Source organism: Micromonospora ureilytica (assembly GCF_015751765.1).
GTDB classification, from domain to species: Bacteria; Actinomycetota; Actinomycetes; order Mycobacteriales; family Micromonosporaceae; genus Micromonospora; species Micromonospora ureilytica.
Genome location: NZ_JADOTX010000001.1, coordinates 2,793,148 through 2,817,924, shown reverse-complemented (window position 1 = coordinate 2,817,924; position 24,777 = coordinate 2,793,148). Strand labels below are relative to the sequence as shown.

At 70.8% G+C, this 24,777-nt stretch carries 20 protein-coding genes and 1 pseudogene; 10 read left to right on the top strand and 11 right to left on the bottom strand.

Features of this window, described 5'->3' with window-relative positions; genetic code table 11:
* Positions 1-17: 17 nt before the first annotated feature.
* Positions 18-2,342, top strand: a complete 2,325-nt coding sequence (locus IW248_RS12575; protein ID WP_196927135.1) for a beta-xylosidase/alpha-l-arabinosidase — start codon at positions 18-20, stop codon at positions 2,340-2,342.
* A 67-nt stretch (positions 2,343-2,409) separates the two neighbouring features.
* Here IW248_RS12575 and IW248_RS12570 read toward each other — a convergent pair whose 3' ends face one another.
* The 5 genes from IW248_RS12570 to IW248_RS12550 all read right to left on the bottom strand — a co-directional run bounded on the left by IW248_RS12570 (position 2,410) and on the right by IW248_RS12550 (position 10,064).
* A complete protein-coding gene (locus IW248_RS12570) occupies positions 2,410-3,258 on the bottom strand; it encodes an oxygenase MpaB family protein (protein WP_196927134.1) in 849 nt (282 codons plus the stop codon).
* Entirely contained in the window at positions 3,255-4,493 is a 1,239-nt protein-coding gene (locus tag IW248_RS12565; protein ID WP_196927133.1) for an MAB_1171c family putative transporter, read from the bottom strand. The genes IW248_RS12570 and IW248_RS12565 overlap by 4 nt, the downstream gene beginning before the upstream one ends.
* Positions 4,494-4,500: 7 nt before the next feature.
* A complete protein-coding gene (locus IW248_RS33040; RefSeq protein ID WP_231396288.1) occupies positions 4,501-5,073 on the bottom strand; it encodes an ImmA/IrrE family metallo-endopeptidase in 573 nt (190 codons plus the stop codon).
* Between the two features lie 2 nt (positions 5,074-5,075).
* Complete coding sequence (locus tag IW248_RS12555; protein WP_196927132.1) at positions 5,076-5,597, bottom strand: hypothetical protein; 522 nt, start codon at positions 5,595-5,597, stop codon at positions 5,076-5,078.
* Between the two features lie 384 nt (positions 5,598-5,981).
* Positions 5,982-10,064, bottom strand: a complete 4,083-nt coding sequence (locus IW248_RS12550) for a tetratricopeptide repeat protein (protein ID WP_196927131.1) — start codon at positions 10,062-10,064, stop codon at positions 5,982-5,984.
* Between the two features lie 73 nt (positions 10,065-10,137).
* Here IW248_RS12550 and IW248_RS12545 point away from each other — a divergent pair, with 73 nt between their 5' ends.
* Both IW248_RS12545 and IW248_RS12540 read left to right on the top strand, forming a co-directional pair.
* Entirely contained in the window at positions 10,138-10,299 is a 162-nt protein-coding gene (locus IW248_RS12545) for a hypothetical protein (protein ID WP_196927130.1), read from the top strand.
* Positions 10,296-10,934, top strand: coding sequence for a hypothetical protein (locus IW248_RS12540; RefSeq protein WP_196927129.1), 639 nt, complete (start codon positions 10,296-10,298; stop codon positions 10,932-10,934). The genes IW248_RS12545 and IW248_RS12540 overlap by 4 nt, the downstream gene beginning before the upstream one ends.
* 51 nt (positions 10,935-10,985) lie before the next feature.
* On the opposite strand, the gene IW248_RS12535 is transcribed toward IW248_RS12540, so the two are convergent.
* Complete coding sequence (locus IW248_RS12535) at positions 10,986-12,029, bottom strand: SMP-30/gluconolactonase/LRE family protein (protein WP_196927128.1); 1,044 nt, start codon at positions 12,027-12,029, stop codon at positions 10,986-10,988.
* 415 nt (positions 12,030-12,444) lie between these two features.
* On the opposite strand from IW248_RS12535, the gene IW248_RS12530 reads away from it, so the two are divergent.
* The 3 genes from IW248_RS12530 (at position 12,445) to IW248_RS12520 (ending at position 14,645) form a co-directional block, all read left to right on the top strand.
* The gene (locus IW248_RS12530; RefSeq protein WP_196927127.1) at positions 12,445-12,960 is read left to right on the top strand and encodes a SigE family RNA polymerase sigma factor; all 516 of its coding nucleotides are present in this window, start codon (positions 12,445-12,447) and stop codon (positions 12,958-12,960) included.
* The gene (locus IW248_RS12525; RefSeq protein ID WP_196927126.1) at positions 12,957-14,135 is read left to right on the top strand and encodes a hypothetical protein; all 1,179 of its coding nucleotides are present in this window, start codon (positions 12,957-12,959) and stop codon (positions 14,133-14,135) included. The genes IW248_RS12530 and IW248_RS12525 overlap by 4 nt, the downstream gene beginning before the upstream one ends.
* 126 nt (positions 14,136-14,261) lie before the next feature.
* The gene (locus IW248_RS12520; protein WP_231397130.1) at positions 14,262-14,645 is read left to right on the top strand and encodes a hypothetical protein; all 384 of its coding nucleotides are present in this window, start codon (positions 14,262-14,264) and stop codon (positions 14,643-14,645) included.
* A gap of 15 nt (positions 14,646-14,660) precedes the next feature.
* Here the strand turns inward: IW248_RS12520 and IW248_RS12515 are convergent, their stop codons facing one another.
* From IW248_RS12515 to tnpA, 3 genes and pseudogenes are all read right to left on the bottom strand, one after another.
* Positions 14,661-15,059: a hypothetical protein gene (locus IW248_RS12515; protein ID WP_196927124.1), complete on the bottom strand. Its 399-nt coding sequence runs from the start codon at positions 15,057-15,059 to the stop codon at positions 14,661-14,663.
* 126 nt (positions 15,060-15,185) lie between these two features.
* Positions 15,186-16,061 (bottom strand): alpha/beta fold hydrolase, encoded by an 876-nt coding sequence (locus IW248_RS12510; RefSeq protein WP_196927123.1) that lies wholly within the window; start codon positions 16,059-16,061, stop codon positions 15,186-15,188.
* Positions 16,062-16,253: 192 nt separating this feature from the next.
* Positions 16,254-16,669 (bottom strand): annotated as a pseudogene (gene tnpA / locus IW248_RS12505) (IS200/IS605 family transposase).
* Between the two features lie 23 nt (positions 16,670-16,692).
* Here tnpA and IW248_RS12500 point away from each other — a divergent pair.
* Entirely contained in the window at positions 16,693-17,895 is a 1,203-nt protein-coding gene (locus IW248_RS12500; protein ID WP_196927122.1) for an RNA-guided endonuclease InsQ/TnpB family protein, read from the top strand.
* A gap of 37 nt (positions 17,896-17,932) precedes the next feature.
* Here the strand turns inward: IW248_RS12500 and IW248_RS12495 are convergent, their stop codons facing one another.
* Positions 17,933-18,277, bottom strand: coding sequence for a DUF1330 domain-containing protein (locus tag IW248_RS12495; protein WP_196927121.1), 345 nt, complete (start codon positions 18,275-18,277; stop codon positions 17,933-17,935).
* A gap of 183 nt (positions 18,278-18,460) precedes the next feature.
* Between IW248_RS12495 and IW248_RS12490 the strand changes: the two genes are divergently transcribed.
* Positions 18,461-19,300, top strand: coding sequence for a helix-turn-helix domain-containing protein (locus IW248_RS12490; protein WP_196930156.1), 840 nt, complete (start codon positions 18,461-18,463; stop codon positions 19,298-19,300).
* Here the strand turns inward: IW248_RS12490 and IW248_RS12485 are convergent.
* Positions 19,273-20,277, bottom strand: coding sequence for a hypothetical protein (locus IW248_RS12485; protein WP_196927120.1), 1,005 nt, complete (start codon positions 20,275-20,277; stop codon positions 19,273-19,275). The genes IW248_RS12490 and IW248_RS12485 overlap by 28 nt on opposite strands.
* A gap of 110 nt (positions 20,278-20,387) precedes the next feature.
* Here IW248_RS12485 and IW248_RS12480 point away from each other — a divergent pair, with 110 nt between their 5' ends.
* Positions 20,388-21,377: a hypothetical protein gene (locus IW248_RS12480; RefSeq protein WP_231396287.1), complete on the top strand. Its 990-nt coding sequence runs from the start codon at positions 20,388-20,390 to the stop codon at positions 21,375-21,377.
* Positions 21,378-21,777: 400 nt separating this feature from the next.
* A complete protein-coding gene (locus IW248_RS12475; protein WP_196927119.1) occupies positions 21,778-24,777 on the top strand; it encodes a glycoside hydrolase family 95 protein in 3,000 nt (999 codons plus the stop codon).

Here is a 24,777-nt window from a genome sequence, read left to right as displayed (position 1 = left end):
CCACAGGAAGGCACAGCATGACTGAGGTCCACGCGGTGGTGGGCGGGCCGGCACCGGCCCAGGTAGGCCCGGAACACGGACGACCGGACGGGCACGACGGTGAGACCCGCCTGCGCGATCTCCTCGGCCGAATGACGATCGAGGAGAAGATCGCCCAGCTCGTCGGCTTCTGGGAGAAGGAAGACGGCGAGGCGGTGGCACCGATGCAGGGGGAGTTCGGCGGGAACGCCAAGCTCGAAGAGTTCTCCCGGCACGGGCTCGGTCACCTCACCCGCACCTACGGCACCCGCCCCGTGGACGCGGCGGAACACGCGGCCTGGTTGTGGAAGTTCCAGCGCGACCTGGTCACCGGGACCCGGCTCGGCATCCCGGCGATCGTCCACGAGGAGTGCCTCACCGGGCTGTCCGCGTGGAAGGCGGCCACGTTTCCCACCCCGCTGGCCTGGGGCGCCGCGTTCGACCCCGAACTGGTCACCGAGATGGCCGCGGCGATCGGCGCCTCGATGCGGGCCCTGGGCATCCACCAGGGACTCTCTCCGGTGCTCGACGTGATCCGTGACCCCCGTTGGGGCCGGGTGGACGAGTGCATCGCCGAAGACCCGTACCTGGTCGGCACCATCGGCACGTCGTACGTGCGCGGCCTCCAGTCGCAGGGGGTGCACGCCACCCTCAAGCACTTCGCCGGTTACTCCGCCTCGCGCGCCGGGCGCAACTTCGGCCCGGTGCACATCGGCCGCCGGGAACTGGCCGACGTACTGCTCCCCCCGTTCGAGATGGCGGTCATCGACGGTGACGCCCGCAGCGTCATGCACTCGTACGCCGAGATCGACGGGATGCCCGTCGCCGCCGACCCGACCATGCTGACAGGCATCCTGCGCGACCAGTGGGGCTTCGACGGCACCGTGGTGGCCGACTACTACGGGGTCGCGTTCCTGAACCTGCTGCACCACGTGGCGAGTGACCACGCGGACGCGGCCGGGCAGGCGCTGGCCGCCGGTCTCGACGTCGAACTGCCGACCGGCGACGCCTATCTGACCCTGCGGGAGTCGGTGCGGGCGGGCACGCTCGACGAGGCTCTCGTCGACCGCGCGGTGCTGCGGGTACTGCGCCAGAAGCTGGACCTGGGTCTGCTCGACGCAACCTTCAGCGACGAGCCGCCTGAGGCGATCGACCTCGACTCGCCCGAGCACCGGTCGATCGCCCGCCGGCTCGCCGAGGAATCGGTCGTGCTGGTCGCCAACAGGGACGTGCTGCCGCTGCCGGCGGGACGACGGGTGGCCCTCATCGGCCCGAACGCCGACCGGCAGAGTGCCCTCTTCGGGTGCTACTCGTTCCTCAACCACGTCCTCGTCCAGCACCCCGGCGTGGAGACCGGCTTCGAGGTGTCCACAGTGCTCGACGCCGTGCGGGCCGAGTTCGGCGGCGATCTCGTCACCTGGGCACGCGGCTGCGACGTGGACACCGACGACCGGTCCGGCTTCGACGAGGCCGTCACCACGGCCTCCGACGCGGACGTTGCGGTCCTGGTCGTCGGCGACCACGCCGGCCTCTTCGGGCGCGGCACCGTCGGCGAAGGCTGCGACCGGGACGACCTGGAACTGCCCGGCGTCCAGCGCGAACTGGTCGAGTCGGTGCTGGCGACCGGCACACCTGTCGTCCTCGTGTTGCTCACCGGCCGGCCGTACGCGGTCGGCTGGGCGGTCTCACGCTGCGCGGCGGTGGTGCAGGCGTTCTTCCCGGGTGAGGAGGGCGCCGGGGCGATCGCGGGCGTGCTCTCCGGGCGGGTCAACCCGTCGGGCCGGCTGCCGGTCACCCTGCCCGGGTCGGCCGGCGCGCAGCCGTACTCCTACCTGCACCCCACCCTCGGCGCGGGGAACGCGGGGACCAACCTGCTGGCGACACCCGTGGCGGCGTTCGGCCACGGCCTGTCCTACACGACGTTCGCGTACACCGATCTCACAGTGCCCAGCACGGTGCCCACCGACGGGACGGTAGGGGTGAGCGTGCGGGTGACGAACACCGGCACGGTCGCCGGCGACGACGTGGTCCAGCTCTATGGTCGCGACCTGGTCGCCTCGGTGACCCGGCCGGTGGCGCAGCTGCTCGGCTATCGGCGGGTCCACCTGGAACCGGGCCGGTCCGTCTCTGTCGAGCTGACGGTGCCCGCCACCCGCCTGGCCTTCTCCGACCGCACGTTCACCCGCGTCGTGGAGCCCGGCGACGTCGAGATCTGGGTCGGCACCAGCGCGCGGCGAGACACCGAGGCGGTGACCACGTTCGTCGGTGACACCGTCCCGGTCACCAACGCCTCCCCACGCTGGACCACCACCGACATCCGCTGAAAGCCGGCCCGCCGGCTGCCCCCGGTGGGCAGTCGGCGGACCGCGGCCCCCCGTGTGCCCCGACGTGCTATTCGTGGTGCGGGCCGAGTTTGTTGATGTCGTACCCGTCGGGGTAACTCCTGGCCTTGATCCCGTCGGCGAACAACGCCGTCGTCCGCGGCGTTCCCCACCAGCGTTGCCACCGCGAGCGGGTCTTCAAGGCCATGTGCAAACCCGCCCGGACCGGCCAGGCCGGCGTGTCGACCTCCGTTGCGCGCCGCAGTGGCGCGTCGTACATGGCGCTGACCAGTGCGTTTCCCAGCGGTGTGAGCATCCGGGGGATCCGGGTGAGCATCAGCATGCGGGTGGCTCGTTCGATGGCCGCCGCGTCCTCGTTGGGTTGCAGGTGAGCGGCGTCGTGCGCGTCGAACCAGGTCTCGAACTCGTCGTACGACCCGGGGATGTCGGTGATGCCCATCCGTCGGCCGAGCTCCCGGTAGAACAGGTACGTGGCGTGGCGTTCGTGGCAGCAGGGTGGGCGCCAGCCGTACTCCTGCAACCAGCGGGTGGGGACCACGACCAGGCAGCCGAGGACGTAGCGGAAGTCGTCGTTGCTGATGTCGTACGGACGGTGGATCTGGTTGACGCGCCGCAACGCGTCGCGGCCCCGAGGCTGTTCGAAGCCGTTGAGGACCATCTCGTACATCAGCAGGCCGGTGTCGTCGATCCGTTTCTGAGTGCGTTCGGTCAGCTCACCGGTGGTGGTGTGCACCTTCGCGATGGCGGGGACGGAGAACGACCTGTTGAAGGCGAGGTTGAGCCCGAGCTTCATGTCCCACGGAAACTCGTGGCGCAGCATGGTCTGGTAGATGGCCAGGTAGTCGCGCTCCGGGTCGAGAGCACGGGTACGGGTCAGGTTGTCGTAGCGGGCTCTCATCGGCGGGCGTCTCCAGCGGTGGGATGCGGGGCGCCCGGGGCAGTGCGTTCTCGGGTCGCGGCGATCGTCCGCGCGACCACCGGCGAGCGGGCGTAGACCTCGGTGACGAGCGTCAGCCAGGCGACCTCACCGGCGTAGCCACCGTCCGGGCGGTGCAGCTGGTCGGCGGGCTGCGGGTTCGCGGCCACCAGACCGGCGCCATGGCGACGCAGGGCGCAGGCCAGGTGGGCGGCCTCAATGGATGCCTGCCGCTCCTCGGCGGTCAGCCCGGCCTGCTCGGCGAACCGTGCGGCCAGCGCCGTCACACTGATCTCCATGTACGGGCGGAGCGCCAGGCGGCCGTCGCGGATCTCGGCCACCCGGCGGGTCAGGGCGTAGTCGGTGTCGCGGACGGCTGCCGGGCGTCGGCGCAGGGTGGGGTCGAGTTCGAGTTCGGGAAACGCCGCGACGAGGTCGCGCCAGAGTGGTTCGAGTCGTCGGTAGGAGTGGTAGTCCTCCCACCGGCGGGTGACCTTGAGGGTGGGCCCCCACGCCGGCATGGTCAGGCCGATCGTGATGAGCAGAGCGCCGATGGTCACCAGGACCGCCGCGATCTGCCGCTCGCCGGCCGGTTGGTAGCCGGCCCAGTAGGCGACGAGATAACCGATCTTGTTGGTGCTGTAGAGCAGGGCGAAGGCGGCGCCGATTGCGGTGATGCGCAGGCCACGGCGCAGCCAGGGCCGCCCGCAGATCTTCGCGAAGCTCCAGCACAGTCGCGTGATGTCGAAGCAGTAGGCGAAGAAGCCGAGCAACAGGAAGATCAGCAGGTACGCGGTCACGACGGGGTCGGTCGCGTACTCGACCGTCAGGAGCACCGGATCGTCGTAGGTGAGTGTGTAGACGAACAGGCCGAGCATGACGAGAAACGCGCACGCGGTGACCCAGATCCACTTGCGGGCCCGGGCGGCGGCCGTCGCCGGGGGGAGCGCGAAGTGCAGGAGCATGATCTCGGCGTTCGCCGAGATGGTCAGAGCGCCGGCATGGGCCATGACCTTGGCCAGGTTGGGCAGCCCCGATACCTGGTCGATCGCGGTCGCGATGGGCGGGATGGCGACAGTGATCCCGGCGGCGAACGCCCCGAGACCGAAGCAGATCGCGCGGCGGGCCTGGCTGGGATGCCGGCGCTGGAGTCGCACCATGTACCCGAGGGCGATCCAGCCGGCTACGGCGCACACGGCGTAGAGGACGGTGTCCATCTCGGCCTTACCAGTGGGGATGTTCGAGTGAGTGCCGCAGTCGGCCGTACAGCTCGACGTCCTCGCCGTGCAACGGCGCGTCATCCATGTCGCTGCGGTTGCCGCGGACCCGCCGGAGGAGCAGCGAACCGATCATTTCGGCTTCGCGTTCTTCGTCGGCGGCGTAGTTGCTTCGACCGAGGCTGCGCTGGACCAGCTGCGGGTCGAGGTCCGGTAGTAACAGCCGGGAGGCGTCCGCGTCCAGCACCTCGGTCGCCTGGTGGCCGGCGAGCAGGTGACCCAACTCGTGACCGATGATCAGCAACTGGTGCAGCGGCGAAGTGTCCTGCTCGAAGAAGATGGCGTCGAAGTCGCCGGTTGGCACGCACATCCCGCACACGGTCTGTGCCGGCAGCCTGAGCGGCACCAGGTGGATGGGCCGGCCACGCCGTTCGCCGAGGACGTCGCACAGCTTCTGGATGTCGAAGGGCTCGGGCACCTCAAGCTCGGCGACGAGCTGCTCGCAGCGCCTGCGTAGTCGGTGCAACCTCACGTCAGCGTTCTCCCGCTCGTCGGTGTACTGCCACCGAAGGATCTGCATGCTCAGCCGCGATCGGCCGGTGTGGAACTGGTCGTGCCAGTGCCGGCAGCTGCCGCTACGGCGCGCAGTCGGGCCACCATCTGTTCGATGAGCCGGGTGTCCGTCGCGGAGAGCCCGTTGTCGGCCAGCACCTGGCGCAGAGCCACCCGCTTGACATCCATCTGGCGCAACTGGTTGAGCAGGGTGATCTGGTCCTGTATGCGGCGTGCTGCCGCGTCGTCGACGAAGTAGCCCGAGTTGACCCCGAAGGCTGCGGCCAGGGCGCGGACGTGCGAGGTGCGGGGATCGCTGGCCACGCCACGGCGCAACTCTCCGATGTAGGCGGCGCTGATCGTCACACCCGTATCGGCCGCCACTTCGTTGATCTTGTCGGCGACTTCTTTGTTTGTGTATCTGCGCCCCGGCTCGTCGGAGTCGCTGAGCTCGTCGGGCGTCGGGCGGATCTTGTCGAAGAGGTACTCCAACCTCGCGGCCAGCGTGTCGAGGGATGGCAGCTCCTGCTCTGCGTGTCGATCGTCAACCATGATTCTTCACCCTCCAGCCGCCTAAACGACAGTGTCGCAGATGCGCTACGCGGCGAAACAGAGGTTGACACCTGCACGGAACGTGAGCGTATGCTCGCTCCTGTTTGGAGCAACGTGCGTTGAGTGCGAACCCGATCGGCTCAACGCCCGTTGCGCGCCGGATGAGCATGCGGTCCGGCCGGCCGAGCCCGGGGGGAAGTCATCGGTGGGAGGGGTCAGCTCCGCGAGGAGCACAACGGGGGCTCCTCCCGCCGCGGCATTGGCTGGCGTGTCGGTCGGCGGCGGCGGGACCGCCCCGGCCCGGCCGCCGCTTGTTGGTGGGGGGTCGCTGGGCCGCGCTGGCAGAAGACGTTCTGCCAGCGGCCCAGCGACGGTGGCGGCGGGTCAGGTGGGCTCCGCCGCGGTCGGTAGCACCGCGATCAGATCGAGCACCTCGGCGGTGCTGGCCGGGCCGAAGGCGTCGGTGAGGATGGCCGTGAACGCCTCGTCGCCGAGCCCGGCCCGCAGTTCGCGCAGCGCGTTGAGGTCGAGCGCCGCGTTCGTCGACCCGATCTGCCGGTCGATGCTCAGTGCCTCGACGATCAGCGGGATCCCCTCCGCGGGGTGGCCCTGCTCGACGCGCAGCTGCCCGATCGCGACCTGGTCCAGCGCCACCTCCTCCCAGCTGCCCTGCTCGCGGTCGATCCGCAGGCAGGTCCGGTAGCACCGCTCGGCCAGGGCCCGGTCGCCGCGCAGACCGGCCACGCGCCCGAGGTGGAAGGTGCTGTTGGAGACACCCGACCGGTTCCCCAGCCGTTTCTTGATGGCGATGGAGCGGCGGTAGAAACCGTCCGCGCCGACGAGATCCTCCTGCTCCTCGCAGACCCGGCCGAGCTGGTGCAGGACGATGGCCTGGTTGGGCTCGTGGCATAGCACCCGGTAGACCTCCAGCGCCTGCTCGTAGCGGGACCGGGCCTCGGCCAGCCGGCGCGTTTCCAGCGCCACCCGGCCGAGGTCCTCATGGCACTTGGCGACCCCCGCCCGGTAGCCGGCGGCCGCGCAGATCGGCAACGCCCGCAGCAGGCACATCCGGGCGGTGCCGAACTCGCCCGCCTGGGCGGCCGCGATGGCGAGCAGGACGTATCCGCTGCCCAGCGGGGTCGGGTGCGAACCGTCGAACCGGAACCGCAGGTACGACTCGACCCACTCGACCCGCTGCGCCGCCCGCCGGGGGTCGAGGTGCCGGGCCAGCAGGTCGGAGAAGGCCGGCAAACCCAGTTCCAGGCGCTGCACGGCCAACCATTCCAGGGCCGACTGGTGCGGCGGCTCGTCGTCCCCACCGATCGCGTTCAGTGTGTGCGGCACCGCCTCGGCAGCCCGGCCGAGGACGGTTCGGACGCAGCCGAGCAGTTCGTCGCAGCGGCGCAGCAGCGGGTCCTCGCCGAGGGCCGCGACGATCGTCCGGGCGCGGGCGAAGCAGCTCTCGGCGAATTCGAGGTCGTCGAGGTCGCGGGAGAGGTGACCGAGCAGCAGCGTGCACTCCGCGATGTGACCGTTGCTGCCGACCTCCTCGAAGATCTTCAGGGCGGCGCGGACCCGGGACTCGGCGATGTCGTAGGCGAAGCGGGCGAGCGCGATCCGCCCGAGCATCACCAGGCCACTGCCCTGTTGGACCCGGACGCCCAACCGCCCGTAGGTGGTGATCGCCACCTCGATGCACTGCTCCGCCTTCACGAGGTCCCGGGCTTCGAAGGCGAGGACGCCGATCTGGTGGTGGCTCGCCGCGATCCCGTCCAGGTCGTCGAGTTCCCGGACGATCGCGAGCTCTTCCAGGTAACGCGACATGGCCAGCTCGGCGTCGCCGTTGCCGCGGGCGATTCCGGCGAGCTGGTGCAGGGTCCGGGCGACGGCCGCGCGATCGTCGAGCCGGCTCAGGATCGTCAACGCCTCCTGGTACAGCCGGTCCGCGGTCGCCCGGTCGCCCCGGTTGTCGGCGACCAGGCCCAGGTGGTGCAGGAGCTTGCCGACCCCGGTGTCGTCGCCGAGAGCCCGGTAGACGGCCAGCGCCGCCTCGTAGCGCTCGGTCGCCTGCGGGTACTCGCCCCGGTTGAGGTGCACGTCGCCCAGTCCCTTGTGGAAACTCGCCGCGCGCGCCGAGCCCGGTGGCGCCATCGGCAGCAGTTCCCGCCAGATCTTCTCCTCCCAGGCCCAGTGCCCGGCCGCGTGCAACTCCTGGCAGGCCAGCTCGGAGTAGGCGACGACCTCGTCGGTGTCACCCGCCGCCAGGTGGTGGTAGCGCGCCTCGACAGTTCGACGGATGTAGTCGTGCTGGTCGCTGCCGGACCGGGCCCGCCAGCCCCAGTAACGGCCCGCCCGGCGATGCGAGTCGGCCACCGCGTCGCGGCCGGCGATCCGCAGCAGGCTCGCCGCCGTCCACCGGTGCACCAGGTGGCCTCCGGTCACCGGGGCGAGCAGCCCCAGGTGCGCGAGGGTCTCGACCGACTCGTCCAGCCCTGCGGGCTCCGGTGGTGGGTCGCCGCCGTCCACCGGGTCGGCGAGCTGCCAGGCGAGGCCGGTGCGGTCTACCGGTGTGCGGTACACCGCCGCGCCGAGCAGCAACCGGCGGGCCGCCGGGACGGCCTCCAGGCGGGCGAGCAGCCGGGGCAGCAGCACGTCCTCGGCGGCCAGCGCGCCGGCCTCGGCCAGCGGCGCGCCGATCTCTGCCGGCCCGGCGTCCCGGCCGCCGCCGGCCGTCGCCAGTCGGCCGGCCACCTCGTCGGATCGGGCGCTGCCGTCGCGCAGCAGGCCGTCGAGGTATTCCAATGCGCGCGGGTGGCCACCCAGCCGGTGCCACATCCGCTGCTGTTCCGCCGGCGCCAGCCGGCCGACCCCTGGCAGCCGCCAGAGCAGCTTGCGGGTCTCCTGCCAGGAGAGCGGACCGAGATGGCAGGTTTCGAGGCCGGTGACCGGAAACGGGTGCCGGCTGGTCACGACCAACTCGTGCCGGGCCGCCCAGGCGGCGAGGAACGCGGCCAGGTCCGCGTCGGCCAACCGGTGCTCGGCGTCCAGGGCGTCCTCGGCGTTGTCGAGGACGAGCAGCAGTGGCGGGCCGCCGACGCCGATCGACGTCAGCCGTCGGCGCCAGTCCTGGCCCGGCTCGGCGAGGGCGACGAGCCATCGCCGCAGCGGTTCGTCCGGGGCCACCTCCGCGCACCGGCTCTCCACCTGGCGGCGCAGCTCGTCGAGGATCCCGTCGACGGTGGCGTCGCCGTGGGTCGCCACCACGACGCCGCCTGCGTCGCGGAACCGCTGCGCGAGCTCCGCGGCGAGGCTCGTTTTGCCGATGCCACCGATGCCGTGTACGAGCACCCGCAGCTTTCCCCGGGACAGCCGGCGCAGGATCTCCCGGCGGCCCACGAAGTCCGTGGGCGCGCGCACCACACCGTCCCCGACGACCGACTGGCCGGGCGGCGGGGCGCCGGCCGCGCCGTCCCGGCCGCCGGCCAGCCGCAGCCCGTGGTCAGCCAGGAACAGCGTCGGAATCCACCACTCGGCGGCGGTCGGTGCCAGCTCGCGGCGTACGGCGGAGACCTCCGCCAGCAGCTCCGGCTCGCTCCGGGCGGCCAGCCGCTTGTAGAGCCGAGCGCAGAACTCGATGGTGTACCCGTCGCTGACCGTCCCGTTCATCGCCAGCACCGCCGGCGCGCCGTGGGCCAGCAGCGCGCCGGCCAACCCGGGCAACTCCCGTTGATCCTGGCGAGCGGTCGAACAGCCGGCGAGAACGATCAACGGCACGGTCCGACCCGGCGGCAGCACCTCGGCCAGGAACCGCGCGGCGTCCACGCGATCCTCCGTGCCGGTGGGGGTCTCCAGCAGCAGCGCGCCGGGGCGCGCATGACTGGAGACGTGCAGAACGTGGAACGGCTCCTCGGCGAGGGCGGCCCGGATCGCGGCGGCGCTACCCCACTCCAGGACGCGCACCCGTGCCCCGTGCCGGTGCCCGGGTTCCACCGCGCCGAGGATCCGCCCGAGTTCCCGTTCGTGGTCCAGCAGCGGCTGGGTGGAGTCGTCCGGGCTCGCGATCGCCGCGAGCATCCGCAGCGGGCCGTCCACCCGGACCGCGGGTACCGGTGTGTCGGGGCCGGTCCGGCAGACGTCGACGTCCGGGTGCAGCGCCAGCGGCAGGTCGTCGCCGGGCAGCACCAGGGTCTCCCAGGGCAGGTCGGCCAGGGCACTGTCGACGACCTCGATGCCAAGCCGGTGCCGACCGGGCCGGGCCAGCTCCGCGCGCAGGGCCGGGCCGGGAGCGTCGAGGAAGCGGCGGCCGAGCGCAACGCCGACCTCGTACGACAGCTCCACCGAAGGATCGCCGCGCAGTCGCCAGAGCAGGTCGGCCACGCGTTGATCGGCCGGCCCCACCGGGTGTCGCCACCGGTCGTCCCCGACGGCCAGGACCACGTCGGTCGCGCTGACGGTCAACCGGATCACAGAGGCCCCCTGCGGTCAGCCGGCGGCCGACCCGACCCCGGGGCGGATTGCCGGACTGACCGATACTGTATCCATGACCGACAATCCCGAGGAGCTCGCGCAGATCAACGCCGTGCGGATCAACGACAGCGGTGAGCTGGAGTTCTTCGACGGCCAGCGCTGGGTGCCGTACACCGATCTGCCCGACGACGAGAACGGCCCGCTGGGCGTCGTCTTCCGCGACGACGCCCGATGACCGGGGAGTCACCGACGAGCGGCGCCGGGCTGGACACACTGCCGTCCCCGTTGGACTCGGTCGCGGACAGCCGGGCGGCGGCACGGTGGATCATCTCCTCGGCCGGCGCGGTGGGCGCGCTGCTGCTCGGCGGTGGCCCGTTGATCGCCGCCGGCAAGGTCACCGATTGGGCTCACGCGGCGTGGGCGGGCGGTGGCCTGCTGGTGACGCTGCTCGGCGTGGCCTGGGCGATCTGGCGGACCAGCGAGGTGCTCGTCCCGCCGATGACCACGCCGGCATCGCTCACCAGCCCGGAGCTGCGCGGGCTGCGCGAGCGACTGGAGGCCGAGCCCTGGTACCACTTCGGCGGGTACGCGGGTGACGTCGACGGCCTGCTGCGGCACCGCCGGATCGCCGCGGAGATCACCAGCCGCCTGCCGACGGCCCCGCCGCAGGAGCAGGCCGCCCTCCGGGACGGGCTCGCCACCGCGCGGCGCAACATCGCCCGGACCGACCCGTACCTGCGCTGGCTGCTCGCCACCGCGCACGCCTGGCAGGTCCGGGAGACGTTGCGTCGGGCCCGCCGGCAGACCTTCCTGGCCGCCACGCTGGTGGTGGTCGGGGCGGTGGTGTTCATTGCCGCGACCGCCGGATAGCGTGCCGCCACGTCGGGCTACGACGAGAGCGGCACGCCCTCCAGCCGTCGCTCAGTACGGGTATCCGGGGACGTTGAGCCGCACGCTGTACAGGCCGGAGTCGCCCCACCGACCCGACGTGACGAAGAGGGTCTGCCGGTCGGGGCCGCCGAACGCCACATTGGTAGTGCCGGAGCTGCCGGATCGGATGGTGCCGAGTTGGGTGCCCGTGGGGGAGTAGACGTGGACCAGGGAGTCGCCGCCCGAGGTCCAGTACACGTTGCCGGCGCAGTCGATGGTGCCGCCGTCCGGGCCGCCGATGTAGTTCACGAAGACACTGCGGGCACCGACACTGCCGTCCGGCTGGACCGCGTACTTGTAGATCTTGTTCTCGGAGTAGGCGCCCACGTACAGCGTGGACCCGTCCGGCGAGAGCGAGATGCCGTTGGGTTGGCGCAACCGGTCGTCGACCAGCGACACCTGACCACCGGAGACGCGGAAGACGCTGGTACGCCCGCTCATCTGGTCCGGGCGGTTGCCGCGCTGGAAGTTGGGGTCGGTGAAGTAGACGACGCCGTCGGATCGGACCGCCACGTCGTTCGGCGAATTGAAGGCCCGGCCCTGGTAGTTCGGTGCGACGGTGCTGCGGGCCTGGTCGCTCAGCTGGTACGCGGACACGTTCCGCTGGTCGTGGGTGGCCGCGACGAGCTGCTGGCCGTCGGCGCTGAGTGCCAGCCCGTTGCTGCCGGAGTTGGCGATGAACGTGTCGAAGGTCGCCGGCGGGGTGAACCGGCGGATCGTCGACGGCTGGACGTTGTACGGCCCGGTGCCGCCGGCCATGTCGGACATCAGCAGGTAGCCGCCGTCGGCGACCCAGACCGGCCCTTCGAGGAAGGTGAACCCGCCCTGGATTCGTGGAGCCGTCAGGGTGCCGGCCGGCAGCGGTGAGCCGTAGCTGGCCCCCGTCGGGCAGACTCCGGGCGGTGCGCCGGGCGGGCCGGCGAGCGCGGCGTGAGCGCTAACATGCTCAGCGGCGGCAGCACCGGCGGGCAGTGTGGTGGCGCTGACCGCAAGGCACAGGCCGGCAAGTGCGGCAATGGTGGGACGCCAGGTCATCGAATACTCCAATCGGCGTCGAGGGTTGCGATGGCCGGCGTGCGAGGTTCGGTGGCTGGCACGGCGTGAGGGCGGGCCGTCGGTGTGGGCAATCCGGAGCCTAGGTTACGAACCAGCGGCCCGCAGCATTCTTTCGACGTTTATTCCGAAACGGATCGGAGTCCACACGCAAAGACGCTGGTCAATGCGCGATAGCGTCGGAAAGTCCTTCCGGTACAACCACAGTGGACGAATCAGCGGTGGCCCGGGGCGTTCAGCCGGACGCGGGCTGGAACCTGGCCACCGCGCCGGAGCTCATCACCGAGGCGGTCCGCCGGTTGACCACCGCCGTCGGCTAGGGCTTCCCGCCTTCTTCGACGGGGACGCAACCTGATGGTCGTCCGGTCCCGTCGAGCTTGCGGAGGAGGGAGCCTCGATGGTGGATGCCGAGGGTGAGTTCGTGGAGTACGTCTCCGCGCGACTGCCGAGCCTGCATCGGACCGCGTTCCTGATGTGCGGCGACGCCCATCTGGCCGACGACGTGGTGCAGCAGACGGTCACGGCGCTCTACGTGAACTGGCGCCGGGTCAGCCGGGCCGACAACGTCGACGCGTACGTGCATCGGATGCTTGTGCACAAGCTCGTCGATGAGAAGCGGTTGAGTTGGGCGAAGGTCCGGCTGCTGGGGTGGGTGCCGGAGCCGGAGCGCTCGCCGGTGACGCCGCATGACGACCTGGCCGAGCGGGACAGCCTGCTCGCCGCGCTCGCTCGCCTCCCGCGCGGCCAGCGCACCGTGCTGGTCCTGCGGTTCCTGTGCGACCTGTCGCTGGCCGACACGGCCGCCGCGATGGACTGCTCCGAGGGCAACGTGAAATCGCAGACGGCTCGGGCGTTGGCGGCCGTTCGCCAGGTGCTCGACGTCACCGAGATGTCAGTGAGGAGTCCGAGATGACCACGGTGGACGATCAGCGGATCGCCGAGCTGCTGCGGTCGGTGCCGGTACCCGAGTCGCGGGTCGACCTGGGCCGGGCGGTCCGCGACGGCCGGCGTCGCCGCCAGCGTCGGCGCGTCGGCGGGATCGCCGCGCTGACGGTGCTCGCCGGGGTCGGTGTCGTGGGCGCCGTGGGTGCCGTTCAGGTTGGGGGGACCGCCAGCCCGCCGGCTCCTGCCACGTCGGCGCTCGCGGTGTCACCCGCCGAAACCGGGTCGGCCGCTCCGCGCCCGCCGGTCACCTGCCAGGCGGAGTGGCTGTCGCAGCCGGTCGGCGGTCCGGTCGCGGTGGCCAACGGAGTCGACCCCACCGGGCGGCACATCGTCGGTGACATCGGAACCGGGCAGGAGGACGGGCGGGTCGTGCGGTGGACCGACGGCCGGCCGGTTGTCCTGCCGGCTGCCGCGCGGCACGCGGCCGCGGTCAACGCCAGTGGCGATGTGGTCGGCACCAACGGCGATGGCACCGGCTGGCTGTACCGGGATGGGAAGTTGCGCTTCCTGGCCACCCCGACCGGCTACGACGCGGTGCTCGTGCACGCCGTCAATGGCCGGGGCGACATCGTCGGGACCGCCCGCAGGTCCGACGACTCGCACCAGGCCGTGCTGTGGTCGACGGACCAGCCCCAGAAGTACCGGATGGTCGGCCAACGGGGATCGTCTGCGACCGGGATCACCGAGGACGGCACGATCGTCGGCACGGTGGGCGATCGACCCTACCGGTGGACGCCGCAGGGCGTCGGGGCGGCGCTGGCGGTGCCCGACGGCTACCCGCGGGCGTCGGTCGACTCGGCGCACGGCGAATGGGCGATCGGCATGGTTCCCGGCGGCCGGCGCAACAGCCTCGTGCAGATGCTGCCGGTGCTGTGGAATCTCGCCACCGGAGCGGTGAGCCTGCTGCCCTTCCCGGGGGCGAGCGGCGTCGCCGGCAATGGTGAGGTGCTGGTCGTCGACGGTGCGCCGCTGGTCGTGGCCCCGGATGGCACCTCCCGCCGGTTGCCGGGCCGGCCCGAGGTGCGGGCGACCGAGGCGGGCACGTACACGGCCGAAGCGATCAGCGACGACGGTCTGACGGTGGTCGGTGCCGTCCACGAGAACGAGGCGTGGCGGCCGCTGGTGTGGCGCTGCAAACGCTGAGGGGCCCAGCCCGAAGTCCGTCGCGGTGCGTGCCGGGAGCGTGCCGTCCGGGTCGTTTCAACCGACCGGGTCCATGGGTACGCTCCCACCGGCTGATCACCCGATCGACGGAGACTCCTCGTGATTATGGCTCTGCTGCTCGACCTCGCCAACATCGTCGGTGGCTTCCTGCTCGCCGTCGCGGTGCTGCGGCTGCTGCCACGGGTCGGTGACGACCTGGGCCGCCTCGCCGGTCGGGCCGCCCCGATCGCGTGGGTGGTCGGGCTCGTGGCGCTGGTGACCGGCGGCTATTACCTCATCGTCCACCTGGTGTCCGGGCCCCGGGTGTTCCACTTCGAGGTGGTGGGGATCGGTGTGGGGCTCGCCCTGTTGTGGGGCCGGCTGACCGGGCGGTCGACACCGCGCGACGAGCGGTCGGACGGTGCCACCGGCGTCCGGCTGTTGCTCGCGATCTTCGGCCTCATCGCGATCATCGTCGGCGTCCAGGGGTTGTTCACCCCGGACGGCTGACGGCGAGTCACCCGGTCACGCGGCTGTGGACGGTCGCGGCGCCCAGGTGCCCGCGGCGCTGGCGATCAGGAGTATCACCGCCGGCAGGAACGCGCCACCGATGCCCAGCCCGAGCAGCAGACCCCATCCGGTGAGGACGAGCGCGGCCACCAGATCGGCGACCAGGGCCAGCCGACCGATCCGCTGCGCGAGAACGGGCAGCAGCGCCGTGACAACGGGAACGCCGAGCAGATAGGTGGCGGCGGCGCCCGAGTCGTCCACGGTGAAGGGGGTCAGCGCGGCGGCCACCAGCACGGTGATCGCCAGGGCCGACCATCTGAGTACCGACCGGGTGTCGGCCGGCTTGCGGACCAGGACCACGAGACCGACGAGCAGGACACCCACGATTGCGCCGACGGAAGCCAGATCAATCATCTCGTTCTCCTCGACCGCCGCGGGTGGCGTTCAATCGAAGACGGCTGATCGTCGTCTCCGCCTCTCACCATACGGCTGGTCGGGCCACCTGCACGAGTTCCGGTCTCCTGCTCGTTTGAGCAGGGGTCAGCCGGCGTCCAGCACCTCCCGCAGCCGCGCGGCGAACTCCTCGGGCTTGCCCGCGTAGCCGAACTCGCCGCCGAGGAACCCGCCGTGGTGGCTCGGGAACACCACGGCCTCCTGGCCGAGCAGCGCTGCGAGGCCCAGGGCGGTGCGAGCGGTGTACGTTCCGGCCGACTCCTCGCCGACCGCGACCACGATGCGGGTGGGCGCGGCAGTGAGCACACCCGCGTCGGGGCGGTAGTCGGTGATCGCCCACGAGCTCTGCGACAGCAGCGGATCGTCGCGGTTGCCGTCGTCGTCGGCGGCCATGCCGAACATCGCCGGGTCGGGGGTGGGCTGGGCGAAGTAGGCATCGGTGAACTCGCCCTGCCAGGACGTCATCGCGATGAACGCGGCCATCCCCGCACCCGAGCCCTTCGCCTGGTACGCGTCGTAGAAGCCGGCTCGGGCGCGTTCGGCGGCCGTTGCGTCGGGGAGCACGGCGTTGATCGGCGGTTCGTGCGCCACCAGGGTGGCCACGTCGTCGGGGTGGGTGGCGACCAGTTCGAGTGCGGTCACCGCGCCCCCGCTGCTGGCGATCACGTCGACCGGACCGACGTCGAGCGCCTCGACGAGCGCGTGCAGGTCGGCGGCCTGCTGCTGCGGCGTGTGGTCGGACCGACCGTCCTTGCGGACACTGCGGCCCAGACCGCGCGGGTCGTAGGTGAGGACCGTGCGGTCCGTGAAGTGCGGGGCGAGCGCGGTGAAGCCCTCCGCCGTCATCGGTTGGCCGATCATGAGCAGCGCACGGTGGGCGCCAGCGGGGGGTAGCGGGCCGCGGACGTCATAGACCAGGTCGACGCCGGGAATGACCAGTGTGTGCGTCTGGATGTCCGTCATCCGATGAGACTACGGCCGGTTGACCGGTGTCAGGGTGCCCTGAGGGCGGCGAGCCATCCGGTTCTTCGGGACGGCGCTCGTGCGTCGACCCTGGCGGGCGAGGGTCATGTGCTACCGGAATGCGGGCTGGTGCACCGCTCTTCAGGGCGGTGCACCAGCCCGCGTGGGAGGCCGTCAAGGCCCGGTCGTGCCCTAGGTCGGATGGTTCTGTTGCTCGATGTACTGCTGCAGGACGTTCAGGGGTGCACCGCCGACGGAGCCGGCGAAGTACGACGCTGACCACAGGCGGTTGGCGCGGTAGTAGTGGCGGGCGACGTCAGGGAACTGTTGGCGCAGCCGCCGGCTGGACACACCTTTGAGGGAGTTGACCAGTTTCGCCAAGGCGACCTTGGGTGGGAAGTTCACCAGCAGGTGGACGTGGTTGTCTTCGCCGTTGAACTCGACCAACTCGCCTTCGAAGTCGGCGCACACGGTCCGCATGATCTCCTCCATCCGCTTGAGGTGTTGGTTGGAGAAGACTCGGTGCCGGCATTTGGTCATGAAGACCAAGTGGGCGTGTAACGCGAAACGCAGTGTCTACCGGTGTGGATGTCTCCGAGGTCAACCATAGACCGGTGTTAGATTCGATCCCGTGCTGCTTCGGTACAACTACCGGCTCTATCCGGATGGCGTCCAGCGTGAGGCGTTGGCGAGGGCGTTCGGGTGCGCGCGGGTGGTGTTCAACGACGGGCTGCGCGTGCGGCAGGAAGCACACGAGGCTGGCCTGTCGTATCCGACGGACGCCGAGTTGTCCAAGCGGGTTACGGTGGCGAAGTTGACCCCGGAGCGGGCGTGGCTGGGCGAGGTGTCGTCGGTGGTGTTGCAGCAGGCCCTCGCGGACCTGAACACCGCCTACCGCGCCTTCTTCGCCTCGCTGTCGGGCAAGCGCAAGGGTGGCAAGGTCGCCGCTCCCCGGTTCCGGTCCCGTAAGGACAGTCGGCAGGCTGTCCGGTTCACCGCCAATGCCCGGTTCAAGGTCCTCGACAATGGTCGGCTGCGGCTGCCGAAGATCGGCGACGTGGAGGTCCGTTGGTCGCGGGAGCTGCCGGCTGCGCCGACGTCGGTGACGGTGGTCCGAGACGCTGCCGGTCGGCACTTCGCCTCGTTCGTGGTGCAGACCGCCGACCAGGCGTTGCCCGAGCTGGTTTCGGAGGTCGGCATCGATCTGGGGTTGACGCACTTCGCGGTGATGTCCGACGGGGCGAAGGTGAGCGCGCCGAAGTTCCTGCGGCGTGCAGCCCGTAAGCTGCGCCGGTTGCAGCGGGGCTTGTCCCGTAAGCAGCGGGGCAGCAACAACCGCGGCAAGGCCGTCCGGAAGGTCGCCCGCGCGCACGCGAGGGTGGTCGACACCCGGCGGGACTGGCAGCACAAGCTTTCGACGCAGATCATCCGCGACAACCAAGCGGTGTTCGTCGAGGACCTGTGCGTGACCGGTCTCGCCCGGACACGGTTGGCGAAGTCGGTGCATGACGCTGGGTGGTCGCAGTTCGCGGCCATGTTGGAGTACAAGGCCGCCCGGTACGGGCGTACCTTTGCCCGGGTAGATCGGTTCTTCCCGTCGACGCGTATGTGCTCGGACTGCGGCCGGATCAACGACAAGATGGCGCTCAACGTTCGGACGTGGGGCTGCCCATGCGGCAGCCTGCACGACCGAGACGTGAACGCCGCCAGGAACATCAGGGCCGCCGGACGGGCGGACCTCAGCGACCGTGGAGCGCAGGTAAGACCGGCACCCGTGCCGGCACCGCGCAGGGAAGCGGTAACCCGCCGGGAGCTTGCCCCTTCGGGGGTGTAGCAGACCGGAATCTCCGCCCTTCAAGGCGGAGAGGACGTCAACGCTCGGTGGCGCGGCGGATGGTCGCGGCCAGCTGCGACGAGTCGTGGCCGGGCTCGACTCCGTCGACGAGAGTCACCTCGCCGGTGAGGTGCCTCGTCCGCAGGGGCTTGATCTCCTGATAGGCGCTGGACCGGTACCAGGAGCGGGCCTGGGTCAGGTCGGGGAACTCGATGACGATCACGTCGCCGGGCCAGTCGCCCTCCAGGACGTCGATGGCGCCGCCGTGGACGATGAACCGGCCCGCGAAAGGCGCGAGGGTGGCGTCGATTCGCTCCAGGTACGTCAGCACGTCGGCGTGGATGGGTGCCTTGCGGAGGTGTGCGAGCGCGTACGCGGTCATGATTGCCTGTCCTTTGCGTCTGGTCTTCTGCCCGGGGTCGCGGTGGTGGCGGGCGGCGTGGGCCGCCGCGTCGCGGCGCCGGATCGGCCGTGTCGAAAGCACTATTGCCGCTGTCGTGGTGGGCTGTCGATTACCTCGCAGGTAATGGCCTGGGTGCCGGCGCGGAATTAGGGTCGGTGAGTGATGATCTCGACCCGGCCGGGGCGACCAGTGGGGGATCTGCTGCGTGACTGGCGCCGAACTCGTGGAATGAGCCAGCTCGACCTGTCGATCGAGGCGGGAGTGTCGACCCGGCATCTGAGTTTCGTCGAGACCGGGCGATCCCGGCCGAGCCCCGACCTCATCCTGCGGCTGGCCGAACACCTGGAGATGCCGCTGGCCGAGCGCAACATGATGCTGCTGGCCGGCGGCTACGCGCCCGCGTACCCCCGCCACGAACTGAGCGACCCCGAGTTGGCGCCGGTGCGGGCCGCCGTACGACAGATCCTCGACGGTCACCGCCCGTATCCCGCGCTGCTCGTGGACCAGCACTGGCACCTCGTCGACGCCAACCCTGCCGTCGCCCTGTTCACGATGGACGCGCAGCCGCACCTGCTCACCCCACCGATCAACGTGCTGCGCCTCAGCCTGCACCCCGACGGCCTGGCACCGCGCATCGTCAATCTGCCCGAGTGGCGTGCCCACCTGCTGAAACGGCTGCACCAGCAGGCGACGTCAACCAACGACCCGATCCTGTACGACCTGCGCGAGGAATTGCGCGGCTATCCCGGTGGCGACGTCGACACGACACCGGCCGGCGATGTCCTCTCACGTGTTCTCGTCCCGCTGCGATACCGGCACGGTGACCAGGAGCTGTCCTTCGTCAGCACCACGACCCTCTTCGGCACGCCGCGGGATGTCACAGTCGCCGGGCTGGCCGTCGAGGCGTTCTTTCCCGCTGACTCGGCGACCACGCAAGCCCTCCGAGCCCGTGCCGATCGTGACTCGGCTGCCCGTCACCCTGCGGGAGCCGGCGGCGGCTGACGGAGCGCGTCGTCGATGATGCCGGGCATCCGCCGGGCCACTCCCGCGAGGAGATCCGCGACCTGCACGCGCGGATCGTCGCGGGAGTCGACCATCACCAGCCCCGCCAGGGGTGACGCAGCGTTCGGCAACGCCCCAGCCCGGTTGCCGGCCGTCGGCGCCTCGCTGTTGTCGGCCAACACCCGCTGGAGGCGGGTCAGCCGATCGGCCGTCAGGGCGCTCTGCTCGTCGTGGGTCACCAGCACCTGCCGTTGGCCGCCGCTCCAGGACAGGACCGTCTCCGCCAGCGCCGGCAGCAGCGGTTCCAGCGGGGGAGGGACCGTGCGGTCGTCGCTGTCGAGCCTGGCCACCACTGCCCGCACGTGGCTGGGGCTGAGCTGGTCGAGGAGGGCGTCGGCCACCGTGCCGAGGCCGTGTCGCCGCAGCGTGTCCCGGGCCTGGAAGAACCGCTGCACCGTCTGGTCGACCGGAAGTCGCCGCTTCATCCGGACCAGGTCGACGAACGCCGACAGGAAGGAGCCCCAGTCGTTTCCGGTAGAGCGTCCGGCCTCGTACAGGGCGAGAGCGGCCGGACGGTGCTCGCGAGCGAGGCGGGTGCCCGCCGCGTACGACGGCTCGGTCAGCAGGAAGTCGACGATGCGGGTGACGAGGAAGAACTCCTTGTCGATGAGGTGGACGTGCGCGCGGCCGGTCACCGCCGCGAGGAACCACTCCAGTGCCTCTTCCGCACCCGAGCCGCGCAGGAACCGGCCGGACTTGAGCTCGTGCGGCGCGAACCGGAACCCGGACCGCAGGGCGGTGATGAGCGCGACCGCCTCGTCGACGGCCAGGTCGACGCTGGCGTGCGTGATCACCGGGGCGGTCGAGTGCAGCAGGTTGGTGCCGGAGAAGCCCGACTCGTCGCAGGCGATCTCCACCACGGCCCCGACCACCACCGCGCCGCCCGGTGGTAGCCCACCTTGAAGAGGCGATCTCACCGCCGCCCTTCCGCCATGCCGCCCATGGTCACCCGTGCGCCGGCAGAGAACAACCCGATTGTGTACGCCAGCCACTGTGCTCGATCGGAGCGTTGCTCGATGATCAGTCCATGAGAGCGGCGACCTGGCGGATGGTGGTGCGGTCGCTTCCCGGACCGGTGGCGCTGGCGGTGTGGCTGCTGGTGACGGTGCCGGTCCCGCTGGTGTTCTTCGAGTGGACACATCGGTGGGAGGATGACCCCACAATTGGCGCGGCGTTGTGGTGGACCGTGGGGGCGGCGCCCGTCCTCGCCGCCGTGGTGGCAGCGGAGTGGACCTGGCGCAGCGGTCCCCGTCGTACCGGCTCGGCCCTGGTCGCGGCGGTGGTCGCGGCCACGCTGATCAGCGCGGTGTTCGTGGGTACGACGGCGGCGGTCTACCTGTGGGTCATCCCGCTCACCGGGCTGGCGCCGTGGCGGAGCGTATTCGGGAGCGTTCTCCTGGCTGTCTGCGGCGCGGCGGTCGGCCACCTGCTCGCTCGTGGCCGTGCGCGGCCGGACCACGTAGCGACCCGACGTGGCTATGTCACCGGGGCGATCGTCGCCATGGTGGGCGCCCTGCTCGGGCAGGCGACGGTCCAGTTCGGTGCGGAGGGAAGCACCGTGCTGCACGACTCGGTCGAGTACGGAGCGGTCGGACCGTATGCGGCCCCGGCCAGCCAGTCGGGCGAGCTGAGGCTGCCGGCGGCCGGCCGGTACGCGATCTTCGCCGTGGGTTCCGCGCCGCACGATCCGGACTGTCAGGTCACCGGCGTTGACCAGGTCGTCGTATCGGCGACGGTGGTCACCATCGCGCCCGGCGACTACGGGGGCGACTTCGCCTCCTACGCCTGGGTCGCCGCCTTCGCCGTGTCCGTGCCCGGCGCCTATTCGCTGTCCTGCCGGACCTGGGATCAGCAGGCGTCGTACACCGTCGGGGAGATCCCGCGGATCCGCGGGGCGGTGAGCGCGCTGATCCACTGGCCGCTGTTCGCGGTCTGGTTGCTCGGTGCCATCCCTGGTCTGCTGATCATGGCGAGCACCGGTCGGCGGCGCCGAGCGGCAGTCAGCGTGAGGTGCTGACTTTCCGCACCTCACCTGACCGCCGCTGGGTCGGACCGGCCCTGCTCACTGGTCGTGGCAACCGACCTGGTCGGGGTGCTCGTCGGAGCCGGTGCGCGACCAGTTCGGCCGTCCCACCCCCGTACATCTGATGTATGTCCACCGGGGTGGGTCGCCGTGGGCGTCGATCCGGCGGTTTGCCATGCGGTGTCGCGCCATTCCGTCGCCGCTCACCTGCCCATGCATCTTGCTGACCGGCGAGATGGGTGATCCGTCCACCCATCGATCGACCGTTGCCTATTCTGTGGCCCCGGAGTAACCTTCCCGAAACACATCAGATGTCTGGCTCGCGGATCCCCATGTCGAGTCCCATAGTTGTCACGCTTCGGGGTGGCCGGACTGGTCACCGTTTGGAGGATCGATGTCAGACCTGACCCGACGGCAGGCCCTCAAGATCGGCGCGGCCGGCGCGGGCGGCGCTCTCCTGCCGGTGCCCTGGACCGCCGTGGCCAAGGCGGACTCGGTGGCGCCGCCGCAGGTGTTGGCCGCCGGGGACCTTGCCCTCTGGTACGACGAGGGGGCCGGCACCGACTGGCTGCGGGCGCTTCCGATCGGTAACGGCCGGCTCGGCGCCATGGTCTTCGGTAACGTCGACACCGAGCGACTTCAGCTCAATGAGGACACCGTCTGGGCCGGTGGGCCCCACGACCCCAGCAACACCAGAGGGGCGGGAGCGCTCGCGGAGATCCGGCGGCTGGTCAACGCGAACCAGTGGACCCAGGCCCAGGATCTGATCAACCAGACCATGATGGGCAATCCCGGCGGCCAGTTGGCCTACCAGACCGTCGGCAACCTCCGGCTCGCCTTCGGATCCGCCAGCGGAGCCTCCCAGCACAACCGGACGCTCGACCTGACCACCGCCACCGTCACGACGACGTACGTGCTCAACGGCGTTCGTCACCAGCGGGAGGTGTTCGCCAGCGCGCCCGACCAGGTCATCGCGATTCGCCTGACCGCCGACCGGACCGGCTCGATCAGCTTCACCGCCACCTTCGACAGCCCGCAGCGCACCACGGTCTCCAGCCCGGACGGCACCACGATCGGCCTCGAGGGCATCTCCGGGAACATGGAGGGCATCACCGGCGCGGTGCGCTTCCTGGCCCTGGCCAACGCCACCGTCAGCGGCGGCAGCGTGTCCAGCTCCGGTGGCACCCTGCGGGTGACGAACGCCAACAGCGTGACCCTGCTGGTCTCCATCGGCTCCAGCTACGTCAACTACCGCAACGTCGGCGGCGACTACCAGGGCATCGCCCGACAGCGCCTCACCGCCGCGCGGGCCAGCAGCTACGACCAGCTGCGCAGTCGGCACGTGGCCGACTACCAGGCGTTGTTCGGCCGGGTCACCCTCGATCTGGGCCGTACGTCCGCGGCCGACCAGACGACGGACGTCCGGATCGCCCAGCACAACAGCGTCAACGACCCGCAGTTCTCGGCGCTGCTGTTCCAGTTCGGGCGGTACCTGCTGATCTCGTCGTCGCGGCCCGGCACCCAGCCGGCCAACCTCCAGGGCATCTGGAACGACTCGTTGGCCCCCTCCTGGGACTCGAAGTACACGATCAACGCCAACCTGCCGATGAACTACTGGCCGGCCAACACCACGAACCTGGCCGAGTGCCACAACCCGGTCTTCGACATGGTCCGGGACCTCGCCGTCACCGGAGCGCGGACCGCCCAGGTGCAGTACGGCGCCGCCAGCGGCTGGGTCACCCACCACAACACCGACGCGTGGCGGGCCACAGCGGTGGTGGATGGCGCGTTCTGGGGCATGTGGCAGACCGGCGGCGCCTGGCTGTCCACGTTGATCTGGGACCACTACCTGTTCAACGGCGACATCGAGTTCCTGCGGACCAACTACCCGGCCATGAAGGGTGCCGCGCAGTTCTTCCTCAACACCCTGGTGACCGAGCCGACCCTCGGCTACCTGGTGACCAACCCGTCGAACTCGCCGGAGCTGAGCCACCACTCGAACGCCAGCGTGTGCGCCGGCCCCACGATGGACAACCAGATCCTGCGGGACCTGTTCGACGGCGTCGCCCGCGCGAGCGAGATCCTCGACGTGGACAGCACCTTCCGGGCGCAGGTTCGCGCCACCCGCGACCGGCTCGCGCCCATGAAGATCGGCTCGCGCGGCAACATCATGGAGTGGCTCTACGACTGGGTGGAGACCGAGCCCAACCACCGGCACATCTCGCACCTGTACGGGCTGGCGCCCAGCAACCAGATCACCAAGCGGGGCACCCCGCAGTTGTTCGAGGCGGCCCGGCGGACCCTGGCGCTGCGCGGCGACGACGGAACGGGCTGGTCGCTGGCCTGGAAAATCAACTTCTGGGCTCGGATGGAGGAGGGCAAGCGGGCCCACGACCTGATCCGCTACCTCGCCACCACCGCGCGGCTCGCGCCCAACATGTTCGACCTGCACCCGCCGTTCCAGATCGACGGCAACTTCGGTGCCACCGCCGGCATCGCCGAGATGCTGTTGCAGAGCCACACCGGTGAACTGCACGTCCTGCCCGCGCTGCCGCCGGCCTGGCCGAGCGGACGGGTGACCGGCCTGCGCGGTCGGGGTGGGCACACGGTCGGCATCACGTGGGCGAGCGGCGTGGCCACCGAGATCCTCGTCCGACCGGACCGGGCCGGCACCGTCCGCCTGCGGTCCCGGATCCTGACCGGCACCGTCACGGTGGTCGACACCTCCGACGGTACGGCGGCCCGGACCACCCGGATCGACTCCGACCTGATCGACGTCACCGTGCAGGCCGGACGCACCTACCGGGTCACCAGTTCCGGTGTCGCCACACCGACGCTGGAGCAGAGCTTCAGCAACGTCGGCATCACCAGCGACAGCAACACCAACGTCGGAAACTTCGACGGGGGCGGGGCCTCGCTCTCCGCGCAGGCCCTGGCGGCGGCCGGCGCGAGCCCGGGCGGCACGATCAGCCGCAACGGGGTCAACTTCCGCTGGCCCAACGTCAGCTCCGGGGCCGCCGACAACGCCATCGCCTCGGGCCAGACCATCGGCGTGACCGGCACCGGCAGCACGCTCGGCTTCCTGCTCACCGGCACCTACGGCGCGGTGACCGGGACCGGCACTGTGGTCTACGCCGACGGCACCCGCCAGACGTTCACGTTGGGCACGCCCGACTGGTACGGCGGGCCGCACTCCGGCGGCACCGCGGCCATCGTGTCCGCGTACCAGAACCGGCCCAACAACGGCCGCCAGGCCACCGCCGCCTGCATCTACTACGTGGGTGTCGCGTTGCAGAGCAAGGCGGTGGCCTCGGTCGTGTTGCCCAACATCAGCGCCCGGCCCGCCACGAACGTGCCGACCATGCACGTCTTCGCCATCGCGATCGGGGGCTGA

What these genes read in the sequence shown, in the direction of transcription:
- IW248_RS12575 (WP_196927135.1), top strand. Translation starts at nt 18, where the DNA reads ATGACTGAGGTCCACGCGGTGGTGGGCGGGCCGGCACCGGCCCAGGTA.
- IW248_RS12570 (WP_196927134.1), bottom strand. Translation starts at nt 3,258, where the DNA reads ATGAGAGCCCGCTACGACAACCTGACCCGTACCCGTGCTCTCGACCCG.
- IW248_RS12565 (WP_196927133.1), bottom strand. Translation starts at nt 4,493, where the DNA reads ATGGACACCGTCCTCTACGCCGTGTGCGCCGTAGCCGGCTGGATCGCC.
- IW248_RS33040 (WP_231396288.1), bottom strand. Translation starts at nt 5,073, where the DNA reads ATGCAGATCCTTCGGTGGCAGTACACCGACGAGCGGGAGAACGCTGAC.
- IW248_RS12555 (WP_196927132.1), bottom strand. Translation starts at nt 5,597, where the DNA reads ATGGTTGACGATCGACACGCAGAGCAGGAGCTGCCATCCCTCGACACG.
- IW248_RS12545 (WP_196927130.1), top strand. Translation starts at nt 10,138, where the DNA reads ATGACCGACAATCCCGAGGAGCTCGCGCAGATCAACGCCGTGCGGATC.
- IW248_RS12540 (WP_196927129.1), top strand. Translation starts at nt 10,296, where the DNA reads ATGACCGGGGAGTCACCGACGAGCGGCGCCGGGCTGGACACACTGCCG.
- IW248_RS12535 (WP_196927128.1), bottom strand. Translation starts at nt 12,029, where the DNA reads ATGACCTGGCGTCCCACCATTGCCGCACTTGCCGGCCTGTGCCTTGCG.
- IW248_RS12530 (WP_196927127.1), top strand. Translation starts at nt 12,445, where the DNA reads ATGGTGGATGCCGAGGGTGAGTTCGTGGAGTACGTCTCCGCGCGACTG.
- IW248_RS12525 (WP_196927126.1), top strand. Translation starts at nt 12,957, where the DNA reads ATGACCACGGTGGACGATCAGCGGATCGCCGAGCTGCTGCGGTCGGTG.
- IW248_RS12520 (WP_231397130.1), top strand. Translation starts at nt 14,262, where the DNA reads ATGGCTCTGCTGCTCGACCTCGCCAACATCGTCGGTGGCTTCCTGCTC.
- IW248_RS12515 (WP_196927124.1), bottom strand. Translation starts at nt 15,059, where the DNA reads ATGATTGATCTGGCTTCCGTCGGCGCAATCGTGGGTGTCCTGCTCGTC.
- IW248_RS12510 (WP_196927123.1), bottom strand. Translation starts at nt 16,061, where the DNA reads ATGACGGACATCCAGACGCACACACTGGTCATTCCCGGCGTCGACCTG.
- IW248_RS12495 (WP_196927121.1), bottom strand. Translation starts at nt 18,277, where the DNA reads ATGACCGCGTACGCGCTCGCACACCTCCGCAAGGCACCCATCCACGCC.
- IW248_RS12490 (WP_196930156.1), top strand. Translation starts at nt 18,461, where the DNA reads ATGATCTCGACCCGGCCGGGGCGACCAGTGGGGGATCTGCTGCGTGAC.
- IW248_RS12480 (WP_231396287.1), top strand. Translation starts at nt 20,388, where the DNA reads ATGAGAGCGGCGACCTGGCGGATGGTGGTGCGGTCGCTTCCCGGACCG.
- IW248_RS12475 (WP_196927119.1), top strand. Translation starts at nt 21,778, where the DNA reads ATGTCAGACCTGACCCGACGGCAGGCCCTCAAGATCGGCGCGGCCGGC.